Source organism: Kitasatospora sp. cg17-2 (assembly GCF_054031055.1).
Map to the genome: position 1 here is coordinate 2583585 of NZ_CM132923.1, position 26165 is coordinate 2609749.

Below are 26165 nucleotides of genomic sequence, written 5' to 3' on the forward strand. Positions count from 1 at the left end.
CACCCTGGTCACCCGGACACCTCCGCGTAGGCGGCCACCAGCAGGGACGGGTCGGGGCCCTCCAGGACGGAGGTCTTGGCGAGGCCGTCCAGCACGATGAAGCGGATGAGGTCGCCGCGCGACTTCTTGTCGATCTTCATCGCGTCCAGCAGCTTCGGCCAGGCGTCCGCCCGGTAGGTCAGCGGCAGGCCGACCGAGGCCAGCACGGTGCGGTGCCGGTCGGCCGTCGCGTCGTCCAACCGGCCTGCCAGACGGCCGAGTTCGGCGGCGTACACCATGCCGATCGAGATCGCCGCGCCGTGCCGCCACTTGTAGCGCTCGTTGCGCTCGATGGCGTGGCCGAGGGTGTGGCCGTAGTTGAGGATCTCGCGCTGCCCGGACTCCTTGAGGTCCCCGGACACCACGTCGGCCTTGACCTGGATGGCGCGGCGGATCAGCTCCACGGTGTGCGGCCCGGCCGGGGTCCTGGCCCCCTCGGGGTCGGCCTCGACCAGGTCGAGGATGACCGGGTCGGCGATGAAGCCGCACTTGATGACCTCGGCGAGCCCGGAGACGTAGTCGTGCTTGGGCACGGTCTCCAGGGTGCCGAGGTCGGCCAGCACGCCCACCGGCGGGTGGAAGGCGCCGACCATGTTCTTGCCCTCGGCGATGTTGATGCCGGTCTTGCCGCCGACGGCCGCGTCGACCATGCCGAGCAGCGTGGTGGGCATGGAGATCCAGCGCACCCCGCGCAGCCAGGTCGCGGCGACGAAGCCGGCCAGGTCGGTGGTGGCACCGCCGCCGAGGCCGACGACGACGTCGCTGCGGGTGAAACCGGTCTGCCCGAGCACCGACCAGCAGTACGCGGCCACCTCGGCGCTCTTCGCCTCCTCGGCGTTCGGCACCTGCAGCGCGATCGCCTCGTAGCCCTCGCCGGCCAGGTCCTCGCGGACGGCGTCGGCGGTGGCGGACAGCGCCTCCGGGTGGATGATCGCGACCCGCTTGGCCCTGGTCCCGATCAGCGGGGAGAGCTCACCGAGCAGCTGGTGCCCGATCAGCACGTCGTACGGGTCGTGGCCGGCGCTTCCGCCGACGTGGATCCTGACGGTGGTGTCAGTCATGGGGGGTCTTCAGCTCCAGTGCTTCCAGTACGGCGTCCGCGACCTGCTCGGGGGTGCGGCCGGCGGTGTCGACGACGGCGGTGGCCACCTCCAGGTAGAGGGGGCGGCGGGCCTCCATCAGCTCGCGCCAGCGGGCCCGCGGGTTGACCGCGAGCAGCGGGCGCGGGGCGTCCAGACCGACCCGCTTGACCGCGTCGGCGAGCGGGACCTCCAGGAACACCACCGGCAGGTCGCGCAGCAGCTCACGGGTCGGCTCGGCCATCACCGCGCCGCCGCCGAGCGCCAGCACGCCGTCGTGGGTCCCGGCCGCGGCCCGCACGGCCGCCTGCTCCAGCTCGCGGAAGTGCGGCTCGCCCTCGTCCACGAAGATGTCCGGGATCGGCTTGCCGGCCCGCGCCTCGATATCGGCGTCGGTGTCCCGGAAGCCCACACCGAGGCGCTCGGCGACGGCCCGCCCGACGGTGGACTTGCCACTGCCGGGCGGGCCGACCAGCACGAGGACCGGAGTGGTCATCGGACGATCAGGTTGTCGAGGTAGCTCCGCACGTTGCGCCGGGTCTCCGACACGTGGTCGCCACCGAACTTCTCGTTCACCGCGTCGGCGAGCACCAGCGCGACCATCGCCTCGGCGACGATGCCGGCCGCCGGCACCGCGCAGACGTCGGAGCGCTGGTGGTGCGCCTTGGCGGGCTCGCCGGTGCGCACGTCCACGGTGCGCAGCGCGCGCGGGACGGTCGCGATCGGCTTCATCGCGGCGCGCACCCGCAGCAGCTCGCCGGTGGACAGACCGCCCTCGGTGCCGCCGGAGCGGCCGGAGACGCGCTTGGCGCCGTCCGGGCCCGGCACGATCTCGTCGTGCGCCTGCGAGCCGGGGACGCGGGCGAGGTCGAAGCCGTCGCCGACCTCGACGCCCTTGATCGCCTGGATGCCCATCAGCGCGGCGGCCAGCCGGGCGTCGAGGCGGCGGTCCCAGTGCACGTGCGAGCCGAGGCCGACCGGGACGCCGTAGGCGAGGACCTCGACGACGCCGCCGAGGGTGTCGCCGTCCTTGTGGGCCTGGTCGATCTCGGCGACCATCGCCTTCGACGCGTCGGCGTCCAGGCAGCGCACCGGGTCGGCGTCCAGCTTCGCCTCGTCGGCGGGCAGCGGCAGCACCCCGGCCGGGGCCTTGGCGGCGGCCAGCTCGACCACGTGGCTGACGATCTCGATGCCGCAGGTCTCCTTGAGGTAGGAGCGGGCGACGGCGCCGAGCGCGACCCGGGCGGCGGTCTCCCGGGCGCTGGCGCGCTCCAGGATCGGGCGGGCCTCGTCGATCGAGTACTTCTGCATGCCGGCCAGGTCCGCGTGGCCGGGGCGCGGGCGGGTCAGCGCCTCATTGCGGCCGAGACCGGCCAGCACCTCGGGGTCGACCGGGTCGGCCGACATGACCTGCTCCCACTTCGGCCACTCGGTGTTGCCGACCATGACGGCCACCGGGCTGCCCATGGTGAGGCCGTGCCGGACGCCGCCGAGGAAGGTCACCTCGTCCTGCTCGAACTTCATCCGTGCGCCGCGACCGTAACCGAGCCGGCGACGCGCCAGGGCGTCGGCCACCACCGCGGTGGTGACCGGTACACCGGCGGGCAGGCCCTCCAGCGTCGCGACGAGTGCGGGGCCGTGCGACTCCCCCGCCGTCAGCCAGCGCAACGTACCCAACGGAGCTCCTTCATCAGCGGACCGGCGCGGGGCTTCCGCACCCGTCCGGGCGTGCCTTCTCTCCCCGAATCCTTTCATGCCGGACGGCCGACCGGACCTGGAGTCCGATCACCGGACAGCATTCGGCCGACCGGCGGACGGGAATGGCCGGTCACCGCGCGGCCGAGGGCCCGGGGGCGTGGGGCCGCCACACCCCGGGCACCGTACGGACACGGTGGGCACACCGCGGACGCACACCGTCCGTGCACCACCCGTGCCCGGGGAGGCGGTCAGCCCGCCGCGAGCGCCGCCTCGCCGGCCGCGCGGACCGCCGCCAGCGGACCGGGGGCGCGCCCGGTGAAGAGCTCGTTCTGCAGCACCGCCTGGTGCACCAGCAGGTCGAGGCCGCCCAGCACGGTCGCGCCGCGGTCCGCGCAGGCGGCGGCCAGGGCGGTCGGCCACGGGTGGTACAGCACGTCGAACAGCGCGCCCGGCGCGGCGGTCAGCCCGGCGGCGAAGGAGTCGGTCGCCCCGGCCGGGGTGGTGGCCACGGTCAGCGGGTGGGCCAGCGCCTCGGCGCCGCGCTCCCAGTCGGCGGTGCGCACCGCCACGCCGAGCCGTTCGCCCAGCGCGGCCATCTCCCGGGCCCGCTCGGGGGTGCGGACGTAGACGGTCACCTCGCGGGCGCCGAGCCGGGCCAGCGCGGCCAGCGCGGAGGAGGCGGTGGCCCCGGCGCCGAGCACCGCGGCCGAGGGCACCTCGGTGATGCCGCGCTCGCGCAGCGCGTTGACCAGGCCGGGCACGTCCGTGTTGTGGCCCTCGCGCCGGCCGTCGGCGGTGAAGACCAGGGTGTTCACCGCGTCGACGGTCCGGGCGGTGCCGCTCACCTCGTCGAGCAGCGGGATCACCGCCCGCTTCAGCGGCATGGTCAGCGAGCAGCCGGCCCACTCGGCCTCGTCCAGCCCGGCGACGAAGCCGGGCAGGCCGGCCTCGTCCACCTCGAACCGGTCGTAGCGCCAGCCGTCCAGACCGAGCGCCGCGAAGGCGGCCCGGTGCAGGGCGGGCGAGAGCGAGTGGGCGATCGGCGAGCCGAGGACGGCCGCCCGGTGCTTGCTGGTCACGCTGGTCACTTCCTCAGCCGCCTCCCGGCGGTCGTCACTTGGTGGTGCAGTGGACGGAGGCCGCGTCGAACTTCTGACCGGCCGCCAGGCAGTACGTCTCGACGTTCTTGGCGTGCTCCGCGTCCGTCTCGGCGAACAGCGTGTTGCTCGACGACATCGCGATGAAGTACAGCCACTTGCCGTCCGCCGGGTTCAACGTCGCCTTCAGCGCGGCCTCGCCCGGGTTGGAGATCGGGGTCGGCGGCAGGCCGGCGTTGTAATAGGTGTTGTACTTGTTGGACGCGTCGTTGATGTCCTTCTTGTCCAGGTTCTTGCGGCCCAGCGAGTACTGCAGCGTGGTGTCCATGCCGAGCTTGCCGTTGACCTTGCCCTTGTCCGCCAGCCGGTTCTGGATGGTCCGGGCCATCTTGGCGAAGTCCTCGGGGTTGTTGCCCTCGGCCTGCAGGATGCTGGCCTCGATGACCACGTCGTAGCCGGTCTTCAGCCCGATCTTGGACGCCTCGGCGTCCAGGCTCGCGTAGCGGTCGACGGCGTTCTTGACCATCTGCTTGAGCAGTTCCTCGGGCTTCATGCCCTCGGTGATCGAGTAGCGGGTCGGCCAGAGGAAACCCTCGATGTTGCCGTTGGCGTACGGCGGGAGCCCGAGGGTGCCCACCTGCTCCTTGGCGACGGCCGCGGTGGTGCCCTTGGCCAGCTTCAGCTTCTCGTCGATCTTGACGTAGGTGGCCGCGGCGGTCAGGCCCTCCTGGACGATCAGCTTCTCGCCGCCGTTGGCGTCCACCAGGAACTGCACGGCGCCGTCGGCCGACATCTCCGTCGGCATGCTGTAGGTGCCGGGCTGGATGGTGGTGCACTTGACGTTCTTGTCGCAGGCCTTGCTGAAGGCGTCGACGCTCTTGACCACGCCGGCCTGCTTCAGCGCCAGGCCCATCTGGCTGCCCGCCGCGCCCTGCTTGATCTCGACCTTGACCGAGCCGCTGCCCGGGCCGGGGAAGTCCGGCGGCGGGCCGAAGTGGTCCTTGTAGAAGCCGTAGCCCCACCAGCCGGCGCCGCCCATGATCCCGAGCAGCACCAGGGCGACCACCAGGCAGGCGCCGCCGTTGCGCCGGCCGGACTTCTTGCCGCTCTCCTTGCGCTTCTTCTTGGCCTCGCGGGACTGGTCCTCCTCGCCGAGGAAGCCGTTCCCGTCCTCGTCGGAGCCGTCGCCGTGGTACTCGTCCTCGGTGTACTCGCCCTCGTGGCCGTCCCACTCGCCCTCGGCGTGCCCGGCCTCCTCGGCGGCGCCGGCCGGGCCGGCCCCGGCCTCCAGCGCGGCGGCCTCCGCCTCCCAGTCGATGCCGTCCGGACCGGGCCCGGCGGGAGCCGCGGCGGCCGGCTGCTTCTGCTCCGCCGGAGCGGCCCGGCGACGCCCGCCCGGCGCACCCTGCTGGGGCCCGTCCTGCGGGGGAAGCTGCTGCGGCGGCACACCCTGCTGCGGCATCTGCTGCTGCGGGGGCATCTGCTGCGGCGTGCCCTGCTGGGGCATCTGCTGCTGCTGGTAACCCTGCTGGCCGCCGCCGTACTGCTGCTGACCCTGGCCGCCCTGCTGCTGCGGATAACCCTGCTGACCGCCCATGCCCTGCTGCTGGGGGTACCCCTGCTGGCCCATCCCCTGCTGCGGGTAACCCTGTTGGCCCATCCCCTGCTGCTGCGGGTAGCCCTGCTGCTGGGGATACCCCTGCTGGCCGCCGCCGTACTGCTGCTGACCCTCGACGCCCTGCTGCTGCGGATACCCCTGCTGACCGCCCATGCCCTGCTGGGGGTAGCCCTGCTGACCGCCGTCGTACTGCTGCTGACCCTGCACGCCCTGCTGCTGGGGGTACCCCTGCTGGCCCAGGCCCTGGCCGCCGTCGCCGTACTGCTGCTGCTGCTGGGGATTCTGCTGCCACTGCCCGTCCTGCTGGCCGGGGACCGGCTGCTGACCGCCGTACCCGGGGTCACCCGGATGCCACGGCTCGGAGCCCTGGGGGCCGTAGCCCCGACCCAGATCGGTCATTGATCCCCTTATACCGACGGAGACGACCGGAGGATCGGCCCGGTCGCCCGGGACGGCGTCCCGGCTGCTTGTCGAACCGGCGTGCTAGCGCAACACCTGGACGGAGACGCTACCGTACCGCAGTCGACCGTCCGGCCGGGGCCGCAGCCGCTGCGCTCAGTGACCGCCCGCCCCCGAGGGCGCCCCCGCCCCGGCCGGGGCCGAGGCGGGCGCCGACCCCGGGGCCGGGCCGGACGCCGGGGCCGAACCGGAGGCCGTGGCGGACGGGCTCGCGGCCCGGGTCGCGTTGAACTCGGCGACGTTCTTCTGCTGCACCTCGAAACTGTCGGTGAACCGGGTGTCCCCGGGCTTCACGGTCACGAAGTAGAGCCAGTCCCCCGGCGCCGGGTCCACCGCCGCCATGATCGCCTGCCGCCCCGGGTTGGAGATCGGGGTCGGCGGCAGCCCGGCGTGCTTGTAGGTGTTGTAGGGGGAGTCCAGCCGGGTGTCCGTGACGCTGGTGTTCAGCGTGGAGCGCCCGAGCGCGTAGTTGATGGTGGAGTCCAGCTGGAGCGGCATGTTCCTGGCCAGCCGGTTGTAGATCACCCGCGCCACCTTGGCCATGTCCTCGGAGTTGTCGGCCTCGCCCTGCACCATGCTGGCGATGGTCACCAGCCCGTACAGGCTCTGCCCGAGGTTGGTCGCGACGACCTCCGCGTCGTCCCGGGCGAACTCCTTGCCGGCCCGGTCGACCATCTGCTTCAGCAGCTCGGCGGCGGTGGTGTCCTCGGTGACGCTGTAGGTCGCGGGGAACAGATAGCCCTCGGGGGTGCCGTTGGCGTTCTCCGGCAGGCCCAGCTCGGCGGCCTGGTCCTTGGCCGTCTGCTCGGTGGTGCCCTCGGCCAGCCGCAGCTTCTTGTCGATCGCCGCGAAGATCTGACTGCCGCGCCAGCCCTCGGGGATGGTCAGACCGTTGGCGTTGGCCGGGTCGACCAGGACGGCGAGCGCCGCGGCCGCCGACATCCGCTGCCGCAGGGTGTACGTGCCCGGCTGGATCCGCCCGGCCGCCGCCGCGCTGCCCTTCGCCGCCCGGGTGAAGGCCAGCGAACTGGCCACCACGCCGTTGCGCACCAGGGCGGAGGCGATCTGGCTGAGGCCGGCCCCTTCGGGCACCGAGACCTGCACCGACCCGGAGCCGCCGCCCGCGAAGTCGGCGGCGGCCGGCGGCTTGCGCTGGCCCTGGAGCCAGCTGAAGCCCGCGAGGCCGATCCCGCCGAACACCACCACCAGCGACAGCGCGGTCAGCAGGCAGGCCAGGCCGTTGCGCCGCCGGTGCGGGTCCGGCGGTTCGGGGCGCGGGGCGGGCGGGCCCGGCGGGCGGCCCGCCGGTTCGATCACCGGCGCACCGAGGTGCCCGGGGCTCAGGCCGGGTGTGAGGTCCAGGTCGGTCACGGCGCGCCCCCTCGGCGGTCCGCACGGTGTGCGGCACGACGGCAATGGCAGAGGGGTCCGTGCGGACGCGTCCGCACGGACCCCTCACCGGGACGTTAGAGCAGGCCGGTCAGCCCGCCGCCTCGACGCTCTCACCGGGCGGGCGTCCGCTCACCCGTTCGGACTCAAGGGCGGTCTGCAGGATCACCACCGCGGCGGCCTGGTCGACCACCGAGCGGCCCTTCTTGGCCTTGACCCCCGAGGCGCGCAGCCCGTGGGTCGCGGTGACGGTCGACATCCGCTCGTCGACCAGCCGGACCGGGACCGGCCAGAGCCGGTTGGCCAGCCGGACCGCGTAGCCGCGGACCTTCTCCGCCGCCGGGCCCTCCTTGCCGCTGAGCGAGCGCGGCAGACCGACGACCACCTCGATCGCGCCGTACTCCTCGACGATCGCGGCGATCCTGGCCTGCGACTTCACCCCGGCCGGGACGGTCTCCACCGGGGTGGCGAGCACCCCGTCGGGGTCGCAGGACGCGACCCCGATCCGGGCGTCCCCGACGTCGACGGCGATCCGCCGCCCGCGCCGGAAGGGCTTCTCCTCGATCTCCATCAGAACGCGGACCCCATCAGGAGGCACGCTCCGCGACCAGTCCGCGCACGGCGGCGACGGCCTTGTCGATCGCGGTCGCGTCGGTGCCGCCGCCCTGGGCGACATCGTCCTTGCCGCCACCGCCGCCGCCGAGGGTCTTGGCCGCGGTGCGGACCAGCTCGCCGGCCTTGATGCCGCGGCCGCGGGCGTCCTCGTTGGTGGCGATCACGGTCAGCGGGCGGTCGTTCGCCACGGTGAAGGCGGCGACCACGGCCGGGCGCGAGCCGAGCCGGCCGCGCACGTCCAGGACCAGCTTGCGCAGCTCGTCCGCGCCGACGCCGTCGGCGACCCGGGCGGCCACCACGGCGATGCCGTGCACGTCCTCGGCCGAGTCGGCGAGACCCGCGGCGGCCGCGAGCACCTTCTCGGCGCGGAAGCGCTCGATCTCCTTCTCGGCGTCCTTGAGCTTGGCGAGCATGCCGGAGATCTTCTCCGGCAGCTCCTCCGGGCGGCCCTTGACCAGCTCGGTCAGCTGGGCGACCACGGTGTGCTCGCGGGCCAGGAAGCGGTAGGCGTCGGCGCCGACCAGCGCCTCCACCCGGCGCACCCCGGAGCCGATCGAGGACTCGCCGAGCAGCTTCACCAGACCCAGCTGGGCGGTGTTGCCGACGTGCGTGCCGCCGCACAGCTCCTTGGAGAAGTCGCCGATGGTGACGACGCGGACCTCGTCGCCGTACTTCTCGCCGAACATCGCGATGGCGCCGGCCTTGCGGGCCTGGTCCATCGTCATGACCTCGGCGGTGACCTCCAGCTCGCGGGTCAGCACGTCGTTGATCTTCTGCTCGACGTCGGTCAGCACGCTGCCGGGCACGGCGGCGGGCGAGCCGAAGTCGAAGCGGAAGCGGCCCGGGGCGTTCTCCGAACCGGCCTGGGCGGCCGTCGGGCCGAGCGCGTCGCGCAGCGCCTGGTGGGTCAGGTGGGTGGCCGAGTGGGCCCGGGCGATCGCCCGGCGGCGGTCCACGTCGATGGTGGCGTAGGCCGAGGCCCCGAGCACGACCTCGCCGAACAGCACGCCGCCGGAGTGCACGACCACACCCGGCACCGGCTGCTGCACGTCGCGGATCTCGACGACCGCGCCGGAGTCCAGCCGGATCCGGCCGTGGTCGGCGAGCTGGCCGCCGCCCTCGGCGTAGAACGGGGTGCGGTCGAGGATGAGCTCGACCTCGTCGCCCTCGGAGGCGGCCGGCGCCGGGACGCCGTCCACCAGCAGGCCGACCACGGTGGCCTCGCCCTCGGTGAGGGTGTAGCCGGTGAAGACGCTGGCGCCGGACTTGTCGGCGACCTCGCGGTACGCGGCGACGTCGGCGTGGCCCATCTTCTTCGCCCTGGCGTCCGCCTTGGCGCGGTCCCGCTGCTCCTGCATCAGGCGGCGGAAGCCGGCCTCGTCGACCTGGAGGCCCTGCTCCTCGGCCATCTCCAGGGTCAGGTCGATCGGGAAGCCGTAGGTGTCGTGCAGCTTGAACGCCTGGTCGCCGGAGAGCACCGCGCCGCCGGACTGCTTGGTCTCGGTGACCGCGGCGTCGAGCAGGCTGGTGCCGGCCTTCAGCGTCTGCAGGAAGGCCGCCTCCTCGCCGACGACGACCGTCTCGATGCGCTTGCGGTCGGCCTCCAGCTCCGGGTACTGCGGGGCCATCGCCTGGATCGCGACATCGGTGAGGTCCTTGGCGACCACGCCGGTGGCGCCCAGCAGGCGCATGTTGCGGATCGCCCGGCGCAGGATGCGGCGCAGCACGTAGCCGCGGCCCTCGTTGCCGGGGGTGACGCCGTCGCCGATCAGCATCAGCGCGGTGCGGATGTGGTCGGTGACGACGCGCAGCGAGACGTCCGACCGGTGGTCGGCGCCGTAGGTGTGGCCGGTGAGCTCGGCGGCCCGGTCCAGGATCATCCGGCTGGTGTCGATCTCGAAGAGGTTGTCGACGCCCTGCAGGATGGCGGCCAGACGCTCCAGGCCGAGGCCGGTGTCGATGTTCTTGCTCGGCAGGTCGCCGAGGATCTCGAACCCGTCCTTGCCGTCGCCGTGGCCGCGCTCGTACTGCATGAAGACCAGGTTCCAGATCTCCAGGTAGCGCTCGCCGTTGACGGCCGGGCCGCCCTCCTCGCCGTAGGCGGGGCCGCGGTCGTAGTTGATCTCCGAGCACGGGCCGCACGGGCCGGGGACGCCCATCGACCAGAAGTTGTCCTTCATGCCCAGGCGCTGGATCCGCTCCGACGGGACGCCGATGACGTCACGCCAGATCTGCTCGGCCTCGTCGTCGTCCTTGTAGACGGTGATCCAGAGCTTCTCCTTCTCCAGGCCGTAGCCACCGTCCGCGACGGGAGTGGTGAGCAGCTCCCAGGCGAACTTGATGGCTCCTTCCTTGAAGTAGTCGCCGAAGGAGAAGTTGCCGCACATCTGGAAGAAGGAGCCGTGCCGGGTGGTCTTCCCGACCTCCTCGATGTCCAGGGTCCGCACGCACTTCTGGACGCTGGTGGCGCGCGAGAACTGCGGCTTGACCTCGCCCAGGAAGTACGGCTTGAACGGCACCATGCCGGCGTTGACCAGCAGCAGGGTGGGGTCGTCGGCGACCAGGGACGCCGACGGAACGACGGTGTGGCCGCGCTCCTCGAAGAAGCGCAGCCAGCGGCGGCGGATCTCTGCCGACTCCATTAGTGGTCCTTCCGGTTCGTACCGCCCCGCGGCGGAATCGCGCGCCGGGGCGTTCTCTCGATGGCTTGGGGGGTGGTGCCCGTACCGTCCTCGGACGAGGCGCGGGCACGGCTGGGCGGAGGCAGGGCGGCGGCCGGGCTACCGGGCGCCGCCGAGATAGCTCGGTACTGGGGCTCGCCGCGCAGCGCTCCGCGGCGGCGCGGCTCGACGACGGCGGTGCCGTCCAGCCCGAGGTCCTCGCGCAGCTGCTCCTCGCGCTCGGTCATGCCGGTCCGGACGTCCTGGGCGAACTGCTTGGCCAGGTCGCCCAGGTGCAGCGCACCGCGCGCGGCGGTGCCCGACAGGCTGTCCGGGGTGAGCCGGTGCACGGCCTCGTTGGCCTTGTTCATGGCCCAGACGGTGGCACCGGCGCCGACCGCCATCCAGAAGACGCGTCGCACCATGCCGTCAGCCCCTCACCGCGCGCCGGACCCGGGACAGCAGTCCGGTCTTCTGCGCGGTGGCGGCGCGGACCTCGGCCCGGATCAGCCGGGCCAGTTCCTCGCGCTCGGACGGCTGGGAGGGCAGCGTCGCGGTGCCCTGCTGCTTGGCGACGGCCTTGCGCACGCCGTAGCTGAACGCCGCGACCTTGACCAGCGGACCGCCGAGGGTCGCCGCGACGGTGGAGGAGAGCGCGTTGGCGTTGGCCGCCGCGTCCTGCACGTTGGCGGTGATCTCGTCCACCCGCTCCAGCTGCTGGTTGGCGCTGCGCACGGCGGCACCGGCCTCGGTCAGCAGCGGCACGGCCTGCTCGGTGACGGCGGAGACGAGGACGGTGGCCTCCTTGAGGACCCGCGACAGCCGGACCAGCACGACGGCGAGCAGGGTGACCAGGACCGCCCAGAACACGGCGACGAGCAGACCGGCCAGCTCTCCCACGGACACCTTTGCGCGCTCCCTCGCCTTGCTGTTTCCCAGGGGGAACCCTATCGCGACCGCACCGGGTTTCCGGACCGGGTTTCCCCCGCGGGGCGCGCGGCGAACCGACCGGGTGTGCGAACCGCGCGCGTAACCTACCCGCCGGTCACCTCGTTCTGCCAGGCAGGTCGCCACCCACGCGGCCGAGCCGGACGCCCGGGCCGACCTGGCCCGGGCCGCGAAACGGGGAGCAGGGGTTGGATCGGGATTCCACACCACGGCCGGACCGGCCGGGGCCGGGGGTGCTCCCGGCGGAGGTCACCAGCTTCGTCGGCCGGCACCGCGAGCTGACCGAGCTGTCCCTGCTGCTGGCCGAACGGCGGCTGGTGACGGTCACCGGCCCGGGCGGGGTCGGCAAGAGCCGGTTGGCCCTGCGCGCCGCGGCGCGGGCGGCCGGGGCGTTCCCGGACGGCACCTGGCTGGTCGAGGCGGCGCCGGTGCAGGACGGCCGGCTGCTCGGGCACGCCGTGCTGGAGGCGCTGCGGCTGACCGACGGGACGGCGCGGCCCCCGCTGGAGGTGCTGACCGAGCGGCTCGCCGGGCGCCGGCTGCTGCTGGTGCTGGACGGCTGCGAGCACCTGGTGCCGTCCTGCGCCGAGCTGGCCGTGGCGCTGCTGCGGGCGCTGCCGGGGCTGCGGATCCTGGCGACCAGCCGGGTCGCGCTGCGGACGGCCGGGGAGCACCTGCTGAACCTGGCCCCGCTGCCGGTCGGCACCGCCGGCGCGATCGCCGCGGGGGCGCTGCCGGACGCGGTGCTGCTGTTCGCGGACCGGGCCCGGGCGGTGCTGCCCTCGTTCGCGGTCACCGCCGCGAACGCCGAGGGGATCGCCCAGCTGTGCCGGCGGCTGGACGGCATCCCGCTGGCGGTGGAGCTGGCCGCGGGGCGGCTGCGGGCCCTGTCGGTGGAGCAGATCGGCGCCCGGCTGGACGACCGGTTCCGGCTGCTGACCGGCGGCGATCCGGCCGCCCTGCCGCGCCATCAGACGCTGCGGACGACGATCGGCTGGAGTCACGAGCTCTGCACGGAGCAGGAACGTTTACTCTGGGCGCGCCTCTCGGTCTTCGCGGGCGGCTTCGACCTGGACGCCGCCGAGTACGTGTGCGGCGGCGAGGGCGTCGACCCGGACGAGCTGCTGGACCTGCTCACCGAGCTGGTCGCCAAGTCCGTGGTGCTGCGCGAGGACAGCCCGTTCGGGGTCCGGTTCCGGCTGCTGGACACCGTCCGCGAGTACGGACTGCGCTGGCTGCGCGCGGCCGGCGAGGAGCACCGGCTGCTGTGCCGGCACCGCGACTGGTACCTGGGCGTGGCCACCTGGGGCGAGGTCGAGTGGTTCGGCCCCCGGCAGGCGGAGACCGCCGAGCGGACCGGGCTGGCGCACGCCAATCTGCGGGCGGCCCTGGAGTTCTGCCTGGCCGAGCCGGGCGAGGAGCAGATCGCCCTGCTGATGGCCGGCACGCTGTGGTTCTACTGGGTCGGCTGCGGGCACCTCGGCGAGGGCCGGCACTGGCTCGACCGGGCCCTCGCCCTCGCCCCCGAGCCCACCGAGGCCCGGGCCAAGGCGCTCTGGGTGACCGGTTACACGGCCACCCTCCAGGGCGACCTGGTCTCCGCCCGGCCGGCGCTGGAGGAGTGCCGCCGCCAGGCGCTGGCCACCGGCGACGACCGCGCGCTCGCCTACGCGGTGCACCGGCAGGGCTGCGCCGCGCTGATCGGCGACGAGCCGGCCCGGGCGGCCGAGCTGTTCGAGGAGGCGCTCTGGCACTACCGCACCATCGGCGAGCTCAACAGCAACGTCCTGATGGCGATGTTCGAGCTGGGGATCGCCTACCTGTTCCAGGGCGACCAGGACAGCGGCGAGCTGTGGCTCGGCCAGGTCCGCGAACTGTGCGAGGAGCACGGCGAGCAGTGGGCGTACGCGTACGGGCTGTACGCGCTGGCGTACTCGCACTGGCTGAACGGCGAGGTCCGCCCGGCCCGGGCGCTGGCCCGGGAGAGCGTCCGACTCAACCACCTCTTCAACGACCTGCTGGGCATCGTGCTGGCGATCGACCTGCTGGCGCTGCTGGAGACCGAGCCGGCCGGTCCGGGCGTGCCGGGGGACCTGCGCGAGGCCAGGGTGCTGCAGGGTGCGGCGCACCGGATCTGGCAGGCGGTCGGCAAGCCGTTCTTCGGCTCCCGCACCTTCAACGGCCCGCACCGCGCCTGCGAGGAGCGGGCCGGCGCCGGGCTGACCGAGCAGGAGTACACCGACTTCTTCACCACCGGCACCCGGCTCGACCTGGACGCCGCCGTGCACCGCGCGCTGGGCGGCGGCGAGCACCCGGGGGATCCGGGGGCGCGGCCGGGACCGGGGCCGCTGCCGCCGACGCCGCAGCCCTCCCCGGTGGGCCGGTGAGGGCTGCGGGGACCGGTTGCGCTCCGGGGAATAGTTGAAACTTGTCCATTGCTGGAGGGGGCAGAACCACCGGACCGAACGGAAGGAGCACCCCCGTGGCCACCAACCTCGCCGACGACTACCGCATGGCGAACTTCTACTTCGACTCCAAGGCGTACACCGACGCCGCCCGGATGCTGGAGGGGGTGCTCGCCGAGGAGCCGGCCAACCTCTCGGTCCGGCTGCTGCTGGCCCGCAGCTACTTCCACTCCGCCCAGCTCGGCCGGGCCGAGGCGGAGCTGCGCCGGGTGCTGGACGCCGACCCGGCCGAGGACTACGCCCGGCTGGTGCTGGGCCGCACCCTGGAGCGCCAGGGCCGCCACGAGGAGGCCCGGCCGCACCTGCGGCTGGTCGCCGCGATGACCGGCGAGCAGGTCTGACGGACCCCGCACCAGCGCGAACCTCCCCCGCACAGGGACGAGCCCCCGCCGCCACAAGGGCGACGGGGGCTCGCTGGGTACCGCAGGTGATACCGCTCGCGGGTCAGCGCGAGTAGTACTCGACGACGAGCTGCTCGTCGCAGATCACCGGGACCTCCTTGCGCTGCGGCGCGCGGTCCAGGCGGAAGGCCAGGGCCTTCAGGTTGACCTCGAGGTACTTCGGGGTCTGGCCCTCGCCCGCGTTGCCACCCTCACGGGCGACCTGGAACGGGACCTTCTCCTTGCTGCGCTCGCGGATGGTCACCACGAAGCCCGGCTTCATCTGGAACGACGGCTTGTTGACCTTGCCGCCGTTGACCTCGACGTGGCCGTGGACGACCATCTGACGGGCCTGGTAGATGGTGCGGGCGATGCCCGAACGCAGCACCAGCGAGTCGAGGCGGGTCTCCAGCTCGGCGACGAGCGCCTCACCGGTCTTGCCCTCGGCCTTCTTCGCGCGGTCGAACGCGCGCGCCATCTGCTTCTCGCTCAGGTCGTACTGAGCGCGCAGACGCTGCTTCTCGACCAGACGGACCTTGTAGTCCGAGTTCTGCTTGCGGCCACGGCCGTGCTGGCCGGGCGGGTACGGGCGGGCCTCGAAGTACTTGACGGACTTCGGGGTCAGCGGCACGCCGAGCGCACGCGCGATCTTGACCTTGGGACGCTTCTGGTTCGCCATGAACCAAACCTTCCTTACTGACGACTACGGCTTCACCAGGTGTTGACGGAGGTCGCATGTCGCGGCCCGGAGAAAACCGCGCCGCCCTGAGGCAGTGCGATCAGCCGCTCTCCGGAGCCGGGCACGAATGTGCTGGTCACACGGGCGGACCGGGAACCGGTCGCCCGCGACACCGAGACGGTGCGCGACGCTCCTGGTGCGGACCTCCCGAAGGAGGCCGACGGCCACTGCCCCGCTGGTGCGGGCGGTCGGTCGGGTCTCCCCCACCGCCGTCCCGGGACATGGCACTCCGCCCGAGTATACCGGCAGATCACCGGCCCCCTCACCCGGCCTCCCGTTCCCCCTCCGTCACCGGGGCCGCCTCGGGCGCGGGCTTCGGTTCGGGCCCGACCCCGGGCTTCGGCTCCGCCTTGGGTTCCGCCTTGGGTTCGGGCCCGGCCCCGGGCTTCGGCTCCGCCTTGGCCACCGCCTTCGCAGGCCCGGCCGGCTCGCCCCACAGCCGCCCCCTGGTCCACTCCACGACGTCCGCGTAGCGCGCCTCCCCGCCGCGCCTGGTCGGCCGGTAGTACGCCCGCCCGTGCACCGCGTCCGGCGCGTACTGCTGGCCCGCGATGCCCTCCGGCAGGTCGTGCGGGTACTGGTAGCCCTTGCCGTGCCCCAGCTTGCCCGCGCCCCCGTAGTGCGCGTCCCGCAGGTGCGGCGGCACCGGGCCGGCCAGGCCCTGCCGGACGTCCGCGAGCGCCGCGTCGATCGCCAGGTAGGCGGCGTTGGACTTGGGCGCCAGGGCGAGCGCGATGGCCGCCTGGGAGAGGATGATCCGCGCCTCCGGGAAGCCGATCAGCGCCACCGCCTGGGCCGCCGCCACCGCCGTCGGCAGCGCCGTCGGATCGGCCAGGCCGATGTCCTCGCTCGCCGAGATCATCAGCCGCCGGGCGATGAAGCGCGGGTCCTCCCCCGCCTCGATCATCCGGGCCAGGTAGTGCAGGGTGGCGTCCACGTCGCTGCCGCGGATCGACTTGATCAGCGCGCTGGCCACGTCGTAGTGCTGGTCGCCGTCCCGGTCGTAGCGGACGGCCGCCTGGTTGACGGCGGTCTCGGTGCTGGCCAGGCTGATCTCCGCCTCGCCCTGCTCCAGCGCCGCCCCGGCCGCCGCCTCCAGCGTGGTGAGCGCCTTGCGGGCGTCGCCGCCGGCCAGCCGGACCAGGTGGTCCTCGGCCTCCGCGGTCAGCTCCACCGCGCCCCCCAGACCGCGCTCGTCCACGACCGCGCGGCGCAGCAGCGCCCGGACGTCGTCGTCGGTCAGCGACTCCAGGGTGAGCAGCAGCGAGCGGGAGAGCAGCGGGGAGATCACCGAGAAGTACGGGTTCTCGGTGGTCGCGGCGATCAGGGTCACCCAGCGGTTCTCCACCGCCGGGAGCAGGGAGTCCTGCTGGGCCTTGGAGAAGCGGTGGATCTCGTCGAGGAAGAGCACCGTCTCCCGGCCGGTCATGCCGACCGCGCGCCGGGCGCCGTCGATGACCGCGCGGACCTCCTTGACCCCGGCGGTGATCGCGGACAGCTCGACGAAGCGGCCCTCGACGGCCTGGCTGATGACGTGCGCGAGCGTGGTCTTCCCGGTGCCGGGCGGGCCCCAGAGGATCACCGAGCTGGTCGCCGCCGGGCCGCGCGACCCCGACACCAGCCGGCGCAACGGGGAGCCGTCCTTGAGCAGCTTGCGCTGGCCGGCCACCTCGTCGAGGGTGCGCGGGCGCATCCGCACGGCGAGCGGAGCCCGGCCGGGCTCCTTGGCCTGGCGTTCCTCGGCTGCGGCGGTGAAGAGGTCCGGTTCGTCCACACCGGAAGCCTATGCGAGCCCTCCGACAGCCCGCCCCGGTTCCGGGAGGGGTGCTACCCGTCGAGCCGGGCCGCGTGGTCCGGCACGTACTTCTGGAGGTCACGCGGCGGCCGCCGGTAGCCCTGGGAGGCCGGGCGCTCCGGCAGCTCGATCGGCCGCGGGCCGACCTCGCGGTACGGGACGGTGGAGAGCAGGTGGGCGATCATGTTGATCCGGGCCCGCCGCTTGTCGTCGCTCTCCACCACGTGCCAGGGCGACTCCGGGGTGTCGGTGTGCAGGAACATCTCGTCCTTGGCCCGCGAGTAGTCCTCCCAGCGGGTGATCGACTCGACGTCCATCGGCGAGAGCTTCCAGCGCTTCATCGGGTCCGCCAGCCGCTCCCGGAAGCGCCGCTCCTGCTCGGTGTCGCTGACCGAGAACCAGTACTTGCGCAGCAGCAGGCCGGACTCGGCGAGCATCCGCTCGAAGATCGGGGCCTGGTGCAGGAACTGCCAGTACTCCTCCTCGGAGCAGAAGCCCATCACCCGCTCCACCCCGGCGCGGTTGTACCAGCTGCGGTCGAACAGCACGATCTCCCCGGCGGCCGGCAGGTGCTCGACGTACCGCTGGAAATACCACTGGGTGCGCTGGCGCTCGGTCGGCGCGGGCAGTGCGGCGACCCTGGCGATGCGGGGGTTGAGATACTCCGTCACCCGCTTGATCGCGCCGCCCTTGCCGGCCGCGTCGCGCCCCTCGAAGACCACCACCAGCCGGGCGCCCTCGGCCCGCACCCACTCCTGGAGCTTCACCAGCTCGTGCTGGAGCCGGAGCAGTTCGTGCTCGTACGGCTTCCTCGCCAGCCGCCCCCGCGGGCCGGCCGGCCCGTCCTGGGCGCTCCGCCCCTCGGGGGCGCTCTGCTCGCGCTGGGCCTTGGCTGCCACCTGGCTGCCTCCGTTCGGCGGGGTGCTGATGATCCCTCACCGTACGTCCTGGGGCCGGTCCCCGCAGGTCCCGGCCGGGCGGCGGCCGCGCGCCGGGAGTGTTCCGGCCCGGCACCGGCGGCCCCCTGAACCGTCGCTGCCGGGCTCCCCCGTCGACCGGTCCGAGGACCGAACGACCCACCATGACCCAGACCTGCCGAACGGGTCCAATTTCCGGTTCCATAACCTTGGGGCATGGATGTCGACACCCGTCTGCTGCGCGGCTTCGCCGCGGTCTGCGAGGAGGGGCAGCTGACCGCGGCGGCGGCCCGGCTGCTGGTCTCGCAGCCGGCGCTGACCAAGCAGATCCGGCAGCTGGAGACCCTGCTCGGGGTCGAGCTGTTCGAACGCTCGCGGCACGGCATGACCCCGACCCGGGCCGGGCTGGCCCTGGCCGCGCACACCGACGCGCTGATGGCCGGCTGGGAGGAGGCGCTGCGCGCCACCCGGGCGGCCGCGGCGGAGCACGGCTCGACGCTCCGGGTGGGCTTCGAGGGCGGCATCATCAACCTGATGACCCGGCGCACGGTCGCGGACTTCGCCCGGCGGATGCCGGGCTGGCAGGTCGAGCTGCGGCAGAACAACTGGTTCGACCCGACCTCCGGCCTGGCCACCGGCGAGATCGACCTGACCCTCTGGCACGCGCCGCCCTCGCTGGCCCGGCGCTACAACGTGGCCGTGCTGGGCGAGGAGCCGCGCTGCGCGGCGCTGCCGGCCGGGCACCGGCTGGCCGGCCGTGCGGTGATCGACTTCGAGGAGCTGCTCGACGAGCCCTTCGTGGCGATCCCGCACGAGGCCGGGCACTGGCGGGACTACTGGCTGGCGGTCCGGGAGCGGGGCGGGCGACCGGTGCGGATCGGCGCGGTGGCGCACAACACCGACGAGTGGCTGGCCGCCGTGGTGTGCGGCCAGGGCGTCGGCTTCGCCCCGGAGACGATGAGCCGGCTGGCACCGCGCGAGGATGTCGCGTACCGGCCGGTGCGAGGGTTGAGCCCGAGCCAGGTCGGGCTGTACTGGCCGAAGGACCGGACGCCGACACCTGCCATGGCCGCGTTCGTGCGCAGCTGCCGGGCCACGGTAGGTCTCGGGAACCGGGTCGACGGGCGGGGGGCTCAGGACGCTCCGCAGGGCCTGTCGCAGGACACGCCCCGGGACGCCCCGGAGAGCCCGGGAGCGCCCTAGACGGACTCGAAGGGCTCCGGGTACCGGCACAGGCCGCTCGGGGAGCCGTCGTACCCGGGCAGGGCGAGCGTCTGGAGGTACCCCTCGGGCACCTCGAACGGGCCGCTCACCTCGTGCCGCTGGGCCGGGATGAAGCCGAAGCGACCGTAGTAGTCCGGGTCGCCGAGCACGACGACGAGCTTCTCGCCGGCCTCCTCGGCGGCCGCCAGCGCGGCCCGGACCACCAGCTCGCCGACGCCCTTGCGCTGCCACTCGGGCGCGACGGCGACCGGCGCGAGCGCCAGCCCGGTGCCCTCGCCGACCCGCAGCCGGGACAGCAGCGCGTGGCCGACGACCAGCCCGGTGTCGTCGACGGCGACCACCGACAGCTCCGGCAGCCAGGCCGCGTCGCGGCGCAGCGCGTCGACCAGGTCGGCCTCGTCCGGGCCGGGGAAGGCGGCCATGTGGACTCGTCTGGTGGCAGGAGCGTCCTCGGGACACTCGATTCTGGTACTGACCTTCACAGGGGATCCCTCTCTCTGTCGCACACCGTTGTGGACCGGCCCCGGACAGCGCGGTTGCTGTCCGGGGCCGTGAAAGGTTAGCCGATGCCGGCCGACGGAATGTCAGGCCTTCGGCTGCGCCTCGGACTTGGCGTCCTCGCGGACCTTCGGCTGGGCGTCCACGCCGGCCTCGCGGCGCTGCGCCGGGGTGATCGGGGTGGGGGCGCCGGTCAGCGGGTCGCCACCGGTGGACGTCTTCGGGAAGGCGATGACGTCGCGGATGGTGTCGTACCCGCCGAGCAGGGTGACGATCCGGTCGAGGCCGAAGGCGACACCACCGTGCGGCGGCGGGCCGTAGTTGAAGGCGTCCAGCAGGAAGCCGAACTGCGAGGCGGCCTCCTCCTCGGAGAGGCCGATCGCGTCGAACGCCCGCTTCTGCACGTCCCGCTGGTGGATACGGATCGAACCGCCGCCCAGCTCCGAGCCGTTGAGCACGAGGTCGTAGGCGTTGGACAGGGCGCTGCCCGGGTCGGTGTCGAAGGTCGCCAGCGACTCGGCGGTGGGGGCGGTGAAGGGGTGGTGCACCGCGTGCCAGCCCTGGAAGGCGCCCTTGTCGTCCTCGATCGGCTCGAACATCGGGAAGTCGACGACCCAGAGGAAGGCCCACTGGGACTCGTCGATGAGCTCGCAGCGGCGGCCGATCTCCAGTCGGGCGGCACCGAGCAGCTCCTGCGAGGGGCGCTCCTTGCCGGCCGCGAAGAAGACCGCGTCGCCGTTCTTGGCACCGGCGGCGGCGGCGAGGCCGGCCAGGTGCTCCTCGGAGAGGTTCTTGGCGACCGGGCCGCGCAGCTCGCCGGTCTCGGCGTCGATGAGCACGTAGGCGAGGCCCTTGGCGCCGCGCGCCTTGGCCCAGTCCTGCCAGGCGTCGAGCTGCTTGCGCGGCTGCGAGGCACCGCCGGGCATGACCACGGCGCCGACGTACGGGGCCTGGAAGACCCGGAACTCGGTGCCCCGGAAGTACTCGGTGAGGTCGGTGAGCTCCTGGCCGAAGCGGACGTCCGGCTTGTCCGAGCCGTAGCGGCCCATGGCGTCGGCGTAGGTCATCCGCGGCAGCGGGTTCGGGACCTCGTAGCCGTGGACCTCGCGCCAGATCGAGCCGATGATCTTCTCGCCGAGGGCCAGGATGTCCTCCTGGTCGACGAAGGAGGCCTCGATGTCGAGCTGGGTGAACTCCGGCTGGCGGTCGGCGCGGAAGTCCTCGTCGCGGAAGCAGCGGGCGATCTGGTAGTAGCGCTCCATGCCGGCCACCATCAGCAGCTGCTTGAACAGCTGGGGCGACTGCGGCAGGGCGTACCAGTGGCCGGGCTGGAGGCGGACCGGGACCAGGAAGTCGCGGGCGCCCTCGGGGGTGGAGCGGGTGAGGTACGGCGTCTCGATGTCGAGGTAGTCGTTGTCCTCCATCACCCGGCGGATGATGTTGTTGACCTTGGAGCGCAGGCGCAGGCCCTTGGCCGGGCCCTCGCGGCGCAGGTCGAGGTAGCGGTAGCGGAGGCGGACCTCCTCGTTGACCGTGCCGGGCTCGTACTCGGCGACCGGGAACGGCAGCGGAGCGGCCTCGGAGAGGACCTCGATCGCGCTGACCACGACCTCGACGGCGCCGGTCGGGATGTCGGGGTTCTCGTTGCCCTCGGGGCGGACCCGGACGTCGCCGACCACCTTGACGCAGTACTCGGCGCGCAGGCCGTGCACGGAGTCGAGGTCGCGGACCACGATCTGCACGGTGCCGGAGGCGTCGCGCAGGTCGATGAAGGCGACGCCGCCGTGGTCGCGGCGGCGGGCGACCCAGCCGGCCAGGGTGACGGTGGTGCCTGCGTGCTCCGGGCGGAGCGTGCCCGCGTCGTGCGTGCGGATCACAGCTGCTTCTCCTTCAGGGTGGTGACGAGTGCGTCGAGGGCGACGGGGTTCTGCTCGCCGGTGGTGAGGTCCTTGAGCTGGACCACGCCCTCCGCGAGGTCCCGGTCGCCGGCGACGAGGGCGAAGCGGGCGCCGGATCGGTCGGCGGACTTCATGGCGTTCTTGATGCTCTTGACGCCGAAGGCGAGGTCGGTGGCGACGCCGGCCCGGCGCAGCTCGACGACCTTGGCGAACAGGACGTTCTTGGCCTCCTCGCCGAGCGCGACGGCGTAGACGGAGGTGGCGGCCGGCAGTTCGAGGGCGACGCCCTCGGCCTCCAGGGCCAGGAAGGTGCGGTCCACGCCGAGTGCCCAGCCGACCGAGGGCAGCGCGGGGCCGCCGATCATCTCGGACAGGCCGTCGTAGCGGCCGCCGCCGCCGATCGCGGACTGGGCGCCGAGGCCGTTGTGCACGAACTCGAAGGTGGTGCGGGTGTAGTAGTCCAGCCCGCGGACCAGCTTGGGGTCGTCGACGAAGGCGACGCCGTTGGCGGTGAGCAGCTCGCGGACCTTCTCGTCGTAGGACTTGCAGTCCTCGCAGAGGTAGTCGCGCAGCATCGGGGCGCCGACGAGCTGGGCCTGGACGGACTCGCGCTTGTCGTCGAGGACGCGCAGCGGGTTGATCTCCGCGCGGCGGCGGGTGTCCTCGTCGAGGTCCAGGCCGGCCAGGAACTCGATCAGGGCGGCGCGGTAGACCGGGCGGCACTGCTTGTCGCCGAGGCTGTTGAGCAGCAGCGAGTAGTCGCTCAGGCCGAGCGTCCGGAAGGCGTCGTCGGCGAGGATGATCAGCTCGGCGTCCAGCGCCGGGTCCTCGGCGCCGATCGCCTCGGCGCCGACCTGCGAGAACTGGCGGTAGCGGCCCTTCTGGGCCCGCTCGTAGCGGTAGTACGAGCCGGAGTACCAGAGCTTGACCGGCAGGTTGCCCTGCTTGTGCAGGTTGGCCTGGAGCGCGGCGCGCAGCACGGAGGCGGTGCCCTCGGGGCGCAGCGCGAGCTCGTCGCCGCCCTTGGTGGTGAGGCTGTACATCTCCTTGGAGACGATGTCCGTGGACTCGCCGACACCGCGGGAGAACAGCTTGACGTCCTCGAAGACCGGGGTCTCGATGTACCCGTAGCCGGCCCGGCGGGCGGGGACGGCGATGGCCTCGCGGATCGCCAGGAAGGTCGCGGAGCTGGGCGGCAGCAGGTCGTAGGTGCCCTTGGGGGCGGTGAAGGTGCTCAACTTCTCTTCCGTCACATTCCTCGTCGCGGGAAAGCCGGGGCGCCGTCCGCCCCCGCTGCCTGTCGGAGGTAGGGGTTGGTGGCGCGCTCGCGGCCGATGGTGGTCTGTCCGCCGTGGCCGGAGAGGACCACGGTGGCGTCGTCGAGGGGCAGGCACACCCGGGCCAGCGAGCGCATGATCGCCTCGCCGTCCCCGCCCGGGAGGTCCGTCCGCCCTATGGAGCCGGCGAAGAGCAGGTCGCCCGAGAAGAGCACCGGAGGGAGGTCCTCGGCGCCGGGCGTCCGGAACGTCACCGACCCCCCGGTATGGCCGGGGGCGTGGTCGACGGTGAGCGACAGGCCCGCGAGCTCCAGCACGCTGCCGTCGGTCAGCTCGCGGACGTCGTCCGGCTCGCCGACGGTGAGCTCGCCCATCAGCTGGGTGCCCAGGGAGCGGCCGAGCGCCCGCTCGGGGTCGCTCATCATGTAGCGGTCCTCGGGATGGATCCAGGCCGGGACGCCCTTGGCGCCGCAGACCGGGACCACGGAGGCGACGTGGTCGATGTGGCCGTGGGTGAGCAGCACCGCGACCGGCTTCAGCCGGTGCTCGCGGACGAGTTCCTCGACGCCGGCTGCGGCCTGGTGGCCGGGATCGACGATGACGCACTCCTCGCCCGGTCCCGGCGCGACCAGGTAGCAGTTGGTGCCCCAGGCTCCAGCGGGGAATCCGGCGATGAACACGCGCGTCCTTCGGTGTCGGTCTCGGTCTCTCGGGCTTCGGCCGCCGCGGTGGCTCCGGCTGCTGCTACAAGCTGTGACTGCAGGGGCAGCCTACCGGCGGTCCGGGTCCGGTTGCGAACCAGATCCGGGTGACAGGTTCACTTCGACCTGACAGGTTCACCCCGTTCTTACGGTCGCGGTCCCTACACTTGGCCGCCGATGGGTGCGATGATCCGCATCGGCATCGCACACACGAGGCCCACACATCAGCGACCAGCACTTCCGTAGGAGACAAAGCCGGTGGTCACCAGCGAACAGCGGCGGCGGCAGCTCGCCCGTGACAAGTACGAACGCCAGGCGGAGCGCCGGGCCGCCGCGGCGGCCGCGCGCAAGCGCCGCAACAGCGTCCTCGGCGCCGCGTTGGCGGTGGTCGTGCTGGCCGGCGGCGGCACCCTGTTCGCGACCGGTGCCTTCGACTCGGACGACAAGAAGAAGAGCGACCCCGCCGCCCAGGCCGCGCCCACCCCGACCGAGCCGACGGTCCCGACCCGCAAGGCGGTCGAGGGCTGCGGCGAGGCCGCCCCGGGCACCCCGAACGGCAAGCAGTGGCAGGCCGAGCCGGCCATGACCGTGGACGCCAAGGCGACCTGGACCGCGACGCTGGACAGCAACTGCGGCAAGGTGACGCTGGCGCTGGACGCCGCCAAGGCCCCGCACACGGTCAACTCCTTCGCCTTCCTGGCCGGCGAGAAGTACTTCGACCACACCAAGTGCCACCGCCTCACCACCGACGGCATCTTCGTGCTGCAGTGCGGCGACCCGACCGCCAGCGCCACCGCCCCCGGCGGCACCGGCGGCCCGGGCTACAAGTTCGCCGACGAGAACCTCACCGGCGCGACGTACCCGGCCGGCACCGTGGCGATGGCCAACTCCGGCCCCGGCACCAACGGCAGCCAGTTCTTCCTGGTCTACAAGGACACCCAGCTGCCGCCGAACTACACCCCCTTCGGCAAGATCACCGGCGGTCTGGACGTGCTCCAGAAGATCGCCGCCGCGGGCACCCTGGAGGGCGGCACGGACGGCCACCCGATGGCCGACGTCACCCTCAACTCGGTGACCGCCGCCAAGGGTTGATCCGCCCCGGGACCGGCCCGGCGGCGCCCACGCGGCCCGCCGGGCGGCCCCGGACCCGAAATCGCCCGGCCCGGATGCGGACAGCACCGGGCCTGGTCGCCTATGTTGGCGTTGTATAGGGTGCCCAGACCCGCCGGCCGTCACCCTCGGCAAGCAGGACACGGCGGACGGGGACGGCGGACTCATCGGTCCGCCGCACATCAACTGTGGACGACGGACGCCTACCGCCCCGGCGGTGGGCGCGACGTCATGTGGAGGACGCGCTATGAGCAGCGACCCGTGGGGCCGTGTCGACGAGCAGGGCACGGTCTACGTCAGGACCGCGGACGGCGAACGCGTCGTCGGCTCCTGGCAGGCCGGCTCGCCCGAGGAGGCGCTCGCCTACTTCGAGCGCAAGTACCAGGGCATCGAGGTGGAGATCGGCCTGCTGGAGAAGCGGGTGCGCACCACCGACCTGGCCGCCAAGGACGCCCAGGCCGCGCTGGAGCACCTGCGCGAGCAGGTCACCGAGGCGCACGCGGTGGGCGACCTGGCCGCGCTGGCCAAGCGCCTGGAGACGCTCACCGGCGAGATCGACAGCCGCCGCGAGGAGCGCAAGGCCGCCCGCGCGAAGGCCCAGGACGAGACCCGCACCGCCAAGGAGGCGCTGGTCGCCGAGGCCGAGCAGCTCGCCGAGTCCACCCAGTGGCGGGAGGCCGGCGACCGGCTCCGCGCCCTGGTGGACACCTGGAAGGCCCTGCCCCGGCTGGACCGCAAGAGCGACGACGAGCTGTGGCACCGCTTCTCGCACGCCCGCTCGGTCTTCTCCAAGCACCGCAAGTCGCACTTCGCGTCGCTGGACGCCGAGCGCGAGCAGGCCCGGCTCACCAAGGAGCAGCTGGTCACCGAGGCCGAGGCGCTCTCCTCGTCCACCGACTGGGGCGACACGGCGGCCGCCTACCGCGACCTGATGGCGCGCTGGAAGGCCGCCGGGCGCGCCCAGCGCGACATCGAGGACGAGCTGTGGGCGCGGTTCCGCGGCGCCCAGGACGTCTTCTTCCAGGCGCGTTCCGCGGTGTTCAGCGAGCGTGACGCCGAGCAGGTGGCCAACCAGAAGCTCAAGGAGGCGCTGGCGGCCGAGGCCGAGACCATCCTGCCGATCACCGATCTCAAGGCCGCCAAGGCGGCGCTGCGCGAGATCAACGAGCGCTGGGAGGCCATCGGCCACGTGCCGCGCGATGTCCGTCCGAAGCTGGACGGCCGGCTGAACACGGTCGAGCGGGCGATCCGCGAGGCCGAGGACAGCGAGTGGAAGCGCTCCAACCCGGAGGCCAAGGCCCGCGCGGCCGGCATGGTCGGCCTGTTCCAGGCCAAGGCCGACAAGCTCCGCGCCGACCTCGACAAGGCCCGCGCGGCCGGCAACGCCTCCCGGACGGCGAAGCTGGAGTCCGAGCTGGCCGGCGTCGAGGAGCTGCTGAACCAGGCCCACCGCAGCCAGGAGGAGTTCAGCGGCTGATCCGGCCACTGACAGCGCGAAGGGCCCCCGGGGATCGCTCCCCGGGGGCCCTTCGCGCTGTGCCGGCCACAATGCCGGCCGG

General features: G+C 73.1%; 23 protein-coding genes. 6 read left to right on the forward strand and 17 right to left on the reverse strand.

Annotated elements, in window-relative coordinates; translation table 11 throughout:
* Positions 1–8: 8 nt before the first annotated feature.
* The 5 genes from aroB to mltG (ACW14Y_RS10235) all read right to left on the reverse strand — a co-directional run bounded on the left by aroB (position 9) and on the right by mltG (ACW14Y_RS10235) (position 5573).
* On the reverse strand, positions 9–1100 hold the full coding sequence (gene aroB / locus ACW14Y_RS10215) for a 3-dehydroquinate synthase (protein ID WP_380439601.1): 1092 nt from the start codon (positions 1098–1100) through the stop codon (positions 9–11).
* A complete protein-coding gene (locus ACW14Y_RS10220) occupies positions 1093–1614 on the reverse strand; it encodes a shikimate kinase (RefSeq protein WP_380303880.1) in 522 nt (173 codons plus the stop codon). Before ACW14Y_RS10220 ends, aroB begins: the two co-directional genes overlap by 8 nt.
* Entirely contained in the window at positions 1611–2795 is a 1185-nt protein-coding gene (gene aroC, locus ACW14Y_RS10225; protein WP_266275314.1) for a chorismate synthase, read from the reverse strand. The genes ACW14Y_RS10220 and aroC overlap by 4 nt, the downstream gene beginning before the upstream one ends.
* Positions 2796–3064: 269 nt before the next feature.
* Complete coding sequence (locus ACW14Y_RS10230) at positions 3065–3895, reverse strand: shikimate dehydrogenase (RefSeq protein ID WP_380303883.1); 831 nt, start codon at positions 3893–3895, stop codon at positions 3065–3067.
* A gap of 34 nt (positions 3896–3929) precedes the next feature.
* The gene (gene mltG / locus ACW14Y_RS10235) at positions 3930–5573 is read right to left on the reverse strand and encodes an endolytic transglycosylase MltG (protein ID WP_380303885.1); all 1644 of its coding nucleotides are present in this window, start codon (positions 5571–5573) and stop codon (positions 3930–3932) included.
* On the opposite strand from mltG (ACW14Y_RS10235), the gene ACW14Y_RS10240 reads away from it, so the two are divergent.
* A complete protein-coding gene (locus tag ACW14Y_RS10240) occupies positions 5565–5933 on the forward strand; it encodes a hypothetical protein (RefSeq protein WP_456986596.1) in 369 nt (122 codons plus the stop codon). The genes mltG (ACW14Y_RS10235) and ACW14Y_RS10240 overlap by 9 nt on opposite strands.
* A 153-nt stretch (positions 5934–6086) precedes the next feature.
* Here ACW14Y_RS10240 and mltG (ACW14Y_RS10245) read toward each other — a convergent pair whose 3' ends face one another.
* The 5 genes from mltG (ACW14Y_RS10245) to ACW14Y_RS10265 form a co-directional block, all read right to left on the reverse strand.
* A complete protein-coding gene (gene mltG, locus ACW14Y_RS10245; RefSeq protein WP_380303889.1) occupies positions 6087–7361 on the reverse strand; it encodes an endolytic transglycosylase MltG in 1275 nt (424 codons plus the stop codon).
* A 109-nt stretch (positions 7362–7470) separates the two neighbouring features.
* Positions 7471–7950, reverse strand: a complete 480-nt coding sequence (ruvX, locus tag ACW14Y_RS10250) for a Holliday junction resolvase RuvX (RefSeq protein WP_043471820.1) — start codon at positions 7948–7950, stop codon at positions 7471–7473.
* Between the two features lie 16 nt (positions 7951–7966).
* A complete protein-coding gene (alaS, locus tag ACW14Y_RS10255) occupies positions 7967–10636 on the reverse strand; it encodes an alanine--tRNA ligase (protein WP_380311097.1) in 2670 nt (889 codons plus the stop codon).
* The gene (locus ACW14Y_RS10260; protein ID WP_340633168.1) at positions 10636–11079 is read right to left on the reverse strand and encodes a DUF6167 family protein; all 444 of its coding nucleotides are present in this window, start codon (positions 11077–11079) and stop codon (positions 10636–10638) included. Before ACW14Y_RS10260 ends, alaS begins: the two co-directional genes overlap by 1 nt.
* A gap of 4 nt (positions 11080–11083) precedes the next feature.
* The gene (locus tag ACW14Y_RS10265; protein WP_380439593.1) at positions 11084–11560 is read right to left on the reverse strand and encodes a DUF948 domain-containing protein; all 477 of its coding nucleotides are present in this window, start codon (positions 11558–11560) and stop codon (positions 11084–11086) included.
* Between the two features lie 275 nt (positions 11561–11835).
* Here ACW14Y_RS10265 and ACW14Y_RS10270 point away from each other — a divergent pair, with 275 nt between their 5' ends.
* Together ACW14Y_RS10270 and ACW14Y_RS10275 are read left to right on the forward strand one after the other, a co-directional pair.
* Positions 11836–13989 carry an ATP-binding protein gene (locus ACW14Y_RS10270; RefSeq protein WP_456986597.1) on the forward strand — a complete coding sequence of 718 codons (2154 nt, stop codon included), beginning with the start codon at positions 11836–11838 and terminating at the stop codon, positions 13987–13989.
* 125 nt (positions 13990–14114) lie between these two features.
* Positions 14115–14408: a tetratricopeptide repeat protein gene (locus tag ACW14Y_RS10275; protein ID WP_266277344.1), complete on the forward strand. Its 294-nt coding sequence runs from the start codon at positions 14115–14117 to the stop codon at positions 14406–14408.
* A gap of 103 nt (positions 14409–14511) precedes the next feature.
* On the opposite strand, the gene rpsD is transcribed toward ACW14Y_RS10275, so the two are convergent.
* The 3 genes from rpsD to ppk2 all read right to left on the reverse strand — a co-directional run bounded on the left by rpsD (position 14512) and on the right by ppk2 (position 17799).
* Positions 14512–15126: a 30S ribosomal protein S4 gene (gene rpsD / locus ACW14Y_RS10280; protein ID WP_030396046.1), complete on the reverse strand. Its 615-nt coding sequence runs from the start codon at positions 15124–15126 to the stop codon at positions 14512–14514.
* 322 nt (positions 15127–15448) lie between these two features.
* A complete protein-coding gene (locus ACW14Y_RS10285; protein ID WP_456986598.1) occupies positions 15449–16960 on the reverse strand; it encodes an AAA family ATPase in 1512 nt (503 codons plus the stop codon).
* 53 nt (positions 16961–17013) lie between these two features.
* Positions 17014–17799 carry a polyphosphate kinase 2 gene (gene ppk2 / locus ACW14Y_RS10290; RefSeq protein ID WP_380311109.1) on the reverse strand — a complete coding sequence of 262 codons (786 nt, stop codon included), beginning with the start codon at positions 17797–17799 and terminating at the stop codon, positions 17014–17016.
* A 315-nt stretch (positions 17800–18114) separates the two neighbouring features.
* On the opposite strand from ppk2, the gene ACW14Y_RS10295 reads away from it, so the two are divergent.
* Positions 18115–19101, forward strand: coding sequence for a LysR family transcriptional regulator (locus ACW14Y_RS10295; RefSeq protein WP_380311106.1), 987 nt, complete (start codon positions 18115–18117; stop codon positions 19099–19101).
* Here ACW14Y_RS10295 and ACW14Y_RS10300 read toward each other — a convergent pair.
* From ACW14Y_RS10300 to ACW14Y_RS10315, 4 genes are all read right to left on the reverse strand, one after another.
* Positions 19098–19544, reverse strand: a complete 447-nt coding sequence (locus tag ACW14Y_RS10300; protein ID WP_380383717.1) for a GNAT family N-acetyltransferase — start codon at positions 19542–19544, stop codon at positions 19098–19100. The two genes, ACW14Y_RS10295 and ACW14Y_RS10300, sit on opposite strands and share 4 nt — an antisense overlap.
* 162 nt (positions 19545–19706) lie before the next feature.
* Entirely contained in the window at positions 19707–21497 is a 1791-nt protein-coding gene (aspS, locus tag ACW14Y_RS10305; RefSeq protein ID WP_030396041.1) for an aspartate--tRNA ligase, read from the reverse strand.
* Positions 21494–22756, reverse strand: coding sequence for a histidine--tRNA ligase (gene hisS, locus ACW14Y_RS10310; RefSeq protein WP_456986599.1), 1263 nt, complete (start codon positions 22754–22756; stop codon positions 21494–21496). The genes aspS and hisS overlap by 4 nt, the downstream gene beginning before the upstream one ends.
* A gap of 11 nt (positions 22757–22767) precedes the next feature.
* Positions 22768–23475, reverse strand: a complete 708-nt coding sequence (locus tag ACW14Y_RS10315) for an MBL fold metallo-hydrolase (protein ID WP_045938310.1) — start codon at positions 23473–23475, stop codon at positions 22768–22770.
* Positions 23476–23754: 279 nt separating this feature from the next.
* Between ACW14Y_RS10315 and ACW14Y_RS10320 the strand changes: the two genes are divergently transcribed.
* Both ACW14Y_RS10320 and ACW14Y_RS10325 read left to right on the forward strand, forming a co-directional pair.
* Complete coding sequence (locus ACW14Y_RS10320) at positions 23755–24588, forward strand: peptidylprolyl isomerase (RefSeq protein WP_380310118.1); 834 nt, start codon at positions 23755–23757, stop codon at positions 24586–24588.
* Between the two features lie 265 nt (positions 24589–24853).
* Positions 24854–26083 carry a DUF349 domain-containing protein gene (locus ACW14Y_RS10325; RefSeq protein ID WP_380310116.1) on the forward strand — a complete coding sequence of 410 codons (1230 nt, stop codon included), beginning with the start codon at positions 24854–24856 and terminating at the stop codon, positions 26081–26083.
* Positions 26084–26165 lie beyond the last annotated feature (82 nt).

Coding starts and splice junctions, on each gene's coding strand:
- aroB (WP_380439601.1), bottom strand. CDS start 1,100: ATGACTGACACCACCGTCAGGATCCACGTCGGCGGAAGCGCCGGCCAC.
- ACW14Y_RS10220 (WP_380303880.1), bottom strand. CDS start 1,614: ATGACCACTCCGGTCCTCGTGCTGGTCGGCCCGCCCGGCAGTGGCAAG.
- mltG (WP_380303885.1), bottom strand. CDS start 5,573: ATGGGCCAACAGGGTTACCCGCAGCAGGGGATGGGCCAGCAGGGGTAC.
- ruvX (WP_043471820.1), bottom strand. CDS start 7,950: ATGGAGATCGAGGAGAAGCCCTTCCGGCGCGGGCGGCGGATCGCCGTC.
- alaS (WP_380311097.1), bottom strand. CDS start 10,636: ATGGAGTCGGCAGAGATCCGCCGCCGCTGGCTGCGCTTCTTCGAGGAG.
- ACW14Y_RS10260 (WP_340633168.1), bottom strand. CDS start 11,079: ATGGTGCGACGCGTCTTCTGGATGGCGGTCGGCGCCGGTGCCACCGTC.
- ACW14Y_RS10275 (WP_266277344.1), top strand. CDS start 14,115: ATGGCGAACTTCTACTTCGACTCCAAGGCGTACACCGACGCCGCCCGG.
- rpsD (WP_030396046.1), bottom strand. CDS start 15,126: ATGGCGAACCAGAAGCGTCCCAAGGTCAAGATCGCGCGTGCGCTCGGC.
- ACW14Y_RS10295 (WP_380311106.1), top strand. CDS start 18,115: ATGGATGTCGACACCCGTCTGCTGCGCGGCTTCGCCGCGGTCTGCGAG.
- ACW14Y_RS10300 (WP_380383717.1), bottom strand. CDS start 19,544: ATGGCCGCCTTCCCCGGCCCGGACGAGGCCGACCTGGTCGACGCGCTG.
- ACW14Y_RS10325 (WP_380310116.1), top strand. CDS start 24,854: ATGAGCAGCGACCCGTGGGGCCGTGTCGACGAGCAGGGCACGGTCTAC.